The organism is Streptomyces sp. NPDC054841, from assembly GCF_053611045.1.
Window position 1 is genome coordinate 23,014 of record NZ_JBSGZO010000057.1, and the last position, 6,679, is coordinate 29,692.

At 66.8% G+C, this 6,679-nt stretch carries 5 protein-coding genes and 1 pseudogene; all 6 read right to left on the reverse strand.

Features of this window, described 5'->3' with window-relative positions:
- Positions 1-108 precede the first annotated feature (108 nt).
- Complete coding sequence (locus tag ACWGI8_RS11305; RefSeq protein ID WP_453659928.1) at positions 109-993, reverse strand: DUF5655 domain-containing protein; 885 nt, start codon at positions 991-993, stop codon at positions 109-111.
- Between the two features lie 80 nt (positions 994-1,073).
- Positions 1,074-1,742 (reverse strand): ImmA/IrrE family metallo-endopeptidase, encoded by a 669-nt coding sequence (locus tag ACWGI8_RS11310; protein WP_268251487.1) that lies wholly within the window; start codon positions 1,740-1,742, stop codon positions 1,074-1,076.
- Between the two features lie 279 nt (positions 1,743-2,021).
- Positions 2,022-2,237, reverse strand: a pseudogene (locus ACWGI8_RS11315) (helix-turn-helix domain-containing protein); the annotation flags it as partial.
- Between the two features lie 6 nt (positions 2,238-2,243).
- Positions 2,244-3,050, reverse strand: a complete 807-nt coding sequence (locus ACWGI8_RS11320; RefSeq protein WP_453659930.1) for a hypothetical protein — start codon at positions 3,048-3,050, stop codon at positions 2,244-2,246.
- Between the two features lie 156 nt (positions 3,051-3,206).
- Positions 3,207-5,366 (reverse strand): DEAD/DEAH box helicase, encoded by a 2,160-nt coding sequence (locus ACWGI8_RS11325; RefSeq protein WP_453659932.1) that lies wholly within the window; start codon positions 5,364-5,366, stop codon positions 3,207-3,209.
- Positions 5,367-5,419: 53 nt separating this feature from the next.
- A partial coding sequence (gene brxD, locus ACWGI8_RS11330) for a BREX system ATP-binding protein BrxD (protein WP_453659933.1) occupies positions 5,420-6,679 on the reverse strand: 1,260 nt, incomplete at its 5' end.

Here is a 6,679-nt window from a genome sequence, read left to right on the forward strand (position 1 = left end):
CATGATTGATGGTCCACCGCCACTACCTGCCCGTACGTCGAGAGGCATCACCGAGACGACCATCGAATCGACGCGTAAAAACGTGATCGGCCAAGACCCGTTAACGCTTCACGCCGCCGCGTAGCTCATGCGGAACAGCTCCTGGGCGCGCTCCACATCCCGGAGGGTGCGCAGCTGCACCTCCAGGTCGCCCGTGCCGTGGTGACCGAGACCCGTCACGTCCCGGGTGAACCCAGGGACGAGGTCGACCTGCTTCGGGTCGACCTTGAGATAGACGAGGAGCTTGGTCCGCTGGGGCGGGCACACGCAGGCGAAGTTCCGCAGGCGCTGGTACGCCCGGTACATCTTGCGCTGGACACAGTTCACGCCGTCGCCCAGCGCCAGCAGCGACTCGTCAATCGCCTGCGCCAGCTCAACCAGGGCCATGCTCTGGCCGCCGCCCCCCGGCCCGGCCACCTGCCGACGAACGCGTCGGGTAACCGGCGACCGGCCGCTGGCCGCAGCCACGGCCTCAAGGCCGAACAGGTCGCTGCCGAAGAGCCGGTAACGGACGAGGTCGATGCTGCGTCGGTGCTCGCGCACGGCATGCACGTCGTAGCGGGTGAAGTCGCCGGCGATACAGATCAGCCTCGGTCCGCTCCACAGCACCCGGGCCGCAGCCGTGGCCCCGAGCCGGTTGCGGACCAGGCGCTCGAACTCCGCCCGGTGATCCATGAGCCAGCTGAGATAGAACAGACCCTGGTTGATAACACCCGAGTCAACGCCCCGCTTGTACTCGACGATGACGGGCGATCCGTTCTCGTCGAGACCGAGCGAGTCGATGCGACCGCCGTGGACCGGTCCCGTGCTGTACTCGCTTGCCAGAAAGCGAACCCCAAGCAGTGCTTCCATGTTGGCCTCGACAAGGCTCTGCACATCTGCTTCGACCTCGGCAAGACGCGGTGCGACCTCGGTCACGCCGCCATTCGTGCTGTAGAGCTTCAGGTTCGACACCACCCCTCCCATACACCAGTACCGCCGAGATTCAACGGTGGGAGCCGTCGGATCTATTTCCGACGCTGGCCATTAGACGGCTAGCCCGGAAAGAGCTGAAGCACCTCGGGCCCGTCCGTCGCCACATCTCCCTCATCGACACTCAGAGCGAGGCGGGGACGAGTCATCGTGGCCGTCGCATAGACCTCGTTCGCGAGCTCAAAGGGAAGACCCGACCGAGCAACGAGCTCGTCGAACGACACCCCCGTCTCCTCGCAGAGGCGGACTGCTCTCTCCAGCAGGAGAGGGGCTTCCCGAGGACCCAGGTCGCACGGCTCCGGATCCCCGTTCTGGGAGAGCATCATCATCGCGCGCTTATACGTTGCATCGCGGAAGGCGCCGAGAGCGTGAGCGCGATAGACGATTGCCTTCAACGACGTTCCCCAACGCCGCTTCAGCGCGTATAGCACCTCCCAATCGAGCCGTTGCGGTAGCTCCGCAAGGATCTCCGCACTCGGCATCAAGAACTCCGCCGCAAAGTCATGCGCCTGGTTCTCGATGATCCGGCTACCGGGCTCTGCGTCAAGATGCATGACCAAGTGCCCCGCCTCGTGTGCGGCATCGAAGCGAGAGCGAGCCCTGTCGTTCTTGGCAGGATTACGGAAGACCATGGGCCTGCTTCCGTACCAGTGAGAAAAGGCGTCCACTCGTTCGGACATTGCTGGAAGCTCCAGAACTACCGCGCCATGAGCCTCGAGAAGCCGCGTCATGTGGGGAATGGGTCCGGTAGGAACCCCTAGCGCATCACGAGCGTCCCGTGCCACGGCTGCGATGTCCGCCCGGCTGGGCTCGGACGGCAATGCCAGGCGAGGCAGCGCAACAGGAGGCAGCTCCACATAGTGCTCAATAGTGGTAACCAACCTCCATGCAATCTTGCCAAAAGCGACAGCCTGGTCCCGTTGCAGTTGAGTCGTTGCCCGAAGGCTCCTGAAGTGGGCAGCGCTGGGCACCGTCGGGTGCGGGTGGCCCGCTGCGAAGAATGTGGCCGGCACCCCCAATGCCATGGCCAGCTGCGCAACCACCGCAGCCGACGGACGGCTCTGGCCCAACTCGTACTGACTAACCGCCGCTGGCGTGAGCGCGACCTTCTTGGCGAGCTCGTTCTTGCGGAGTCCTCGAAGCTGGCGGGCCGTCGTCAGAGCTTCAGGTTCGAAGGAGCGGGAGGCGAGCTCAGCGCCTCTCGATCCTCGCAGCGGTGTCGGCATGATCTCTCAGTCTGTCTTCTCGCGCTTTTCACGCGGTTCTTCAGTACGCCGCCGCAGCGGCAGCTCGTGCTCGTCCAGGTCGCTATAGGCGGGCGCCTTCGAAGCCTCCTTGGCAGTACGGCTCTCGTCGATGCCCGGCTCCGCGAGCTTGCGGTCCACGCCCGCGCTGACCTCTTGGGGCAACCCTTCCTGCTCGACCATGACATCTTCGGCCGAGCGGGGAGCCGGAAGGCCGACCTGGAGATCATTGTGGATCTCGACCGTGCCATCAAGCCAAGGCGACCCACCCTCGCGGTTGTCCCGCGGGAGACCGACCTCGATGACACAGTTGCCCGTCTCGGGATCGCCCATGTGCATGACCCGCACGTGGCCCTGGCGAACGGCCTCAGCGAAGCTCTCGGTCCAGTCGGGGTCTTGATCGAAGGTCAGCTGACCCTTCATCGCACTGTTCGCTACCGCACCCCTGAGACGCGCAACGCTACCGTCCCAGCTCAGTTGCTCCAGCTTGTCCCGCACCTTGCCAGGTGCAGTCAGCGGAAACTTGTAGATCCTCAGGACCCACGGCCCTGAGATGACCTCGATCGCTCCGCCGGCGACCTTGCGGACCGGAATACCTGCTTGGTTGAGCCTCTGGAAGGAGAGGTTGGCGATGTTCCGCCAGACCAGTTGGGCAAAGGTGCCGTTGTCATCCCCATGCGAGGGGTCATGACGGTCGGCGTTGGTCGCGTACACCTCGCACGCGACATCCCGGATGATCTCCAGCGCACCCGACTGCCGGAGATCACTCAATGCCTGCTGCAGAGTGATTTCCACACGCCGACGATAGCGGAACCCGCCCATCTCTGCGCGAAAATCAAGTAGATGGGTCCCGTGTGTGTCGTTCCTCAAGCAGGAGCGCGAACCGGGAGGCTCGCCAAGTTGCTCGAGCGGAACCACTGCTAGCGGGCGGCGGGCCCTGATCTGGGTTGTTCAGCCGCCCCATTCCAGGCGCACGGGTTCTCGGGCAGCGGTGAGGGCGCCCTCTAGGTCGGCGAGTCGTTCGGCGAGGGTGGTGGTAGCCAGTCGAAGGGGGAGGGCGGCCGAGAACTTGAGGCCGCGAACGGCACGCGGGTCGACGGTGGGCAGGGTCAGGGAGTCAGGGAGTTCAGCGCGGGCGGCCTTCCAGTCGTCGGGCGCGAGGTCTTGGCGCAGCCGGACGTGGGTGTCGGTCGGGCGCTGAATGGGGTCTGCGAAGTTGCCGAGAGAGGCCGTGAGGGTGGCATTGGCGCGGTAGCCAGCCCAGGTCCACCAGCGTGTGGCGTCGGCGTCGCGGACCAGGAGGGTGCCTGCCGGGTGTACTTCGTGGGGTGCGCGGTCCATGCGAAGTTCGGCGAGGGCGGCGGTTGCGCGGCGGGTGAGGCGGACGTCCGGGTCGGTACCGAGGAGAACATCGCGCATGGCCCGGGTGAGGGCGTAGGAGAGGCCGCGGGCTTCGCTTCCCTGCCATTTGGCGATGCCGCCGTCTTCGACGGGTTCGACGAATGCGCGGCGTCGGGCCCAGTCGATGAAGGTGACCTGCCAGCTGCGGCCGGCCAAAAGCAGGCGGCGCGGGCCTGGGCGTTCTTCGGTGAGGACGGCGGGGTCGGTGGTGCCGATCTCCTGGCGTCCGGCGAGCACGGTGAACTCGGGCGGTGCAGTGAAGGAGGCGGTCAGCTCCATGAAGTGCCGTCGGCCGAAGTGCTTCTCGGCTTCGGTGCCGATAAACAGCATGCCGCCGTCGCTGTCGAGGAAGCCGCCTTCGACGAGGTGGGACAGGAGAGGGGCAGCGGAGCGGTCAAAAGGAGCAAGGCCGTTCCATTGTTCGGGCCACAAGCGATCGCCAAGGCGGTGTTCCTGCAAGGTGACGGCGAGGAGTTGCTGTGCAACGAGGTGGCGGGGCGCGGGGGGCGGTGTGACGGGTTCGACCCAACCGCGGGTCCACAGAGATAGTAGGCCAGCGGCTTGGAGGAGGGCGTCGGGCCGGGTGGCGAGGAACAGGCAGTTGCGGGAGGTTCCGGTGCGGCGGCCTGTGCGGCCGATGCGCTGCAGGAAAGAGGCCACGGTGCTGGGCGAGTCGATCTGGATTACGCGGTCGAGGTCGCCGACGTCGATGCCGAGTTCGAGGGTTGAGGTGGAGACGATGACGCAGTCGCGTGCTTCGGCGAATGCCTGCTCGGAGCGGGCGCGTTCGTCGGTGGAGAGGGAGGCGTGGGAGAGAAACACGGTGACGTCGCGGGCTCGTAGTGCCGCGCCGAGCTCCTCGACCTGCTTGCGGGAGTCACAGAAAACGAGCCGCTTTTCGCCCTGGTGCAGGGCAGAGATCACCTTGGCAGCGTTGGCGAGAGATCCGACGTAGTCAAGTTCCACCTCTCCTGCAGGGCGCGGGAGATCTTGAGTTTCGGCTGCAGCAGCGCTGGCCGCTGGCAGGGTGACGCCGGGGGCGACGACTCGGCCGGGGCGGTCGGCGGGGCTTGCGCCCTGGAGCCAGGTGAGCAGGGTGTCGGGATTGCCGACGGTGGCGGAGAGGCCGATGCGCTGGATCCGGTGGCCGGCCAGTCGCTCCAGGCGTTCGAGTACGGCGAGCAGGTGCCAGCCGCGGTCGTCCCCGGCGAAGGCGTGCACCTCGTCGACGACGACGGCACGCACCCGGCCCAGCATGTGCGAGTGGTCGGTCTTGACGCTGATGAGCATCGCTTCGAGGGACTCGGGAGTGGTGAGCAGGAAGTCGGGGGAATCGGTGCGGATGCGCCGGCGTACAGACTCGGGGGTGTCGCCGTGCCAGAGGGCAGCTCGGCGTCCCAACCACTGGGCGTAGGTGTCGACTCGGTGCACCAGGTTGTTGAGGAGCGCCTTGAGCGGGGCCAGGTAGAGGACGGAGGTGCCGGTCCAGCGTTTCTCCCGCATTGCGGACAGCATGGGGAAGGTGGCGGCCTCCGTCTTCCCGCCTGCGGTCGGCGCGAGCAGGATCGCGTCCTCGCCGTCCATCAGCGGGTGCACGGCGGCCTTTTGCAGGGGGCGTAGATCTGGCCACCCGAGGGTGTTGACGATGTGGTGCAAGACGACCGGGTCGAGGCGTTCCACTGGGTCGGTGCCGCGCGTCTGCTCCTGCACGTCTGTAACTCCTGCACTGATCCGTCAGAGTCGGGTCTTCGGAGAATGGGACTTCAGATCTCGAGGTCGAGATCGTCCGCAGAGGCGGCTGGCGCGGGCGCGGCGAAGTTCCGTTCGGTGGCGGTGAGATCGCCGCTGGCCACTGTCAGCTTGTAGTGCGTGCGCGGGTCGAAGTCAGCGAACTGGTCGATCCGGTCGAGCACGTCCCCGACCAGCTTCTTCAGGTACAGCCGTGGTGCCACTCCGACCTTTCCGCCGAGAGCCCCACCCACTGCCCGCGCCAGGTCCGTGAGGTACGCGTCGTCGGCGAGCTGCTTGATCCGGTCAGGAGACTGGGAGCCTTCCGCGTACAGGTCACGGATGGTCGCACCCAGGCTGGTCAGTGATTCCTCGGTGAATCCGGGCAGCCGGATCTGGGCAGCCCGAGGGTTGTCGAAGCGGGGATCGGTCGTGAAGTCGGTGGCAAGGCGCTGGGCGAGCGGCGCGAGTCGCTGAACGCCCTGCTGTCCGTCGTAAAAGGCGGGCGTGCCGGTGATGACGAGGTACAGGCCCGGGAAGCGGCCGGAGTGGACCTCGTCGATGAGCTGCCGCAGCGCGTTGAGTGCCTTGTCGCGGGCGTCGGAGCGGACCCGTTGCAGGGTCTCCACTTCGTCCAGGACGAGGACGAGTCCGGCGTGCCCAGCGTCCCGGAGCACGGTGAGCAGGCCCTGCAGGAAGCCGAAGGCACCGAAGTGGTCAAGGTCGCCGCGGACGCCTGCGCTGCGCCTGGCGGCTGCGGCGACGTGTGGCTGGCCGCCGAGCCAGGCCATGACCGCGGCGGCGGTGGCCTCGTCTCCGGCGTCCAGGGACTGCTTGTATCCACGCAGGGCGGTGGCGAACGCGGGTGCGTGCCGGGAGACCTCGGCGAGGCGGGCGGTGAGCAGCCTCTCCACGGCCTGCGGCAGCTCGTTCTCGCCCGCGCCGTCGGCGAGTGCGTCCTCTTCCAGTGCGTAGAACCAGGCGTCGGCGACCGGCCGCAGGGCGCTTGGTGGGAAGCTCGCGGTGGTCAGGCGTTCGGTGAGTCGCCGGTAGACGGTCTCCAGCTTGTGCAGCGGGGTCTCGGTCTCCGAAACCTGTACTTCAGCTACGGCGAAGGTGCGTCGTTTGGCGCGTTCGCCGAGCCAGCGGGTGAAGAAGGTCTTGCCCGATCCGTACTCGCCGCGCACGGCCTTGAACACCGAGCCGCCGGCGGCGACGGTGTCCAGTTCCTCGTCGACTGCCTGCTCGAAGCGGCCGAGGCCGGTGGCGAGCAGGTCGAGGCCGCTCTCAGGGAC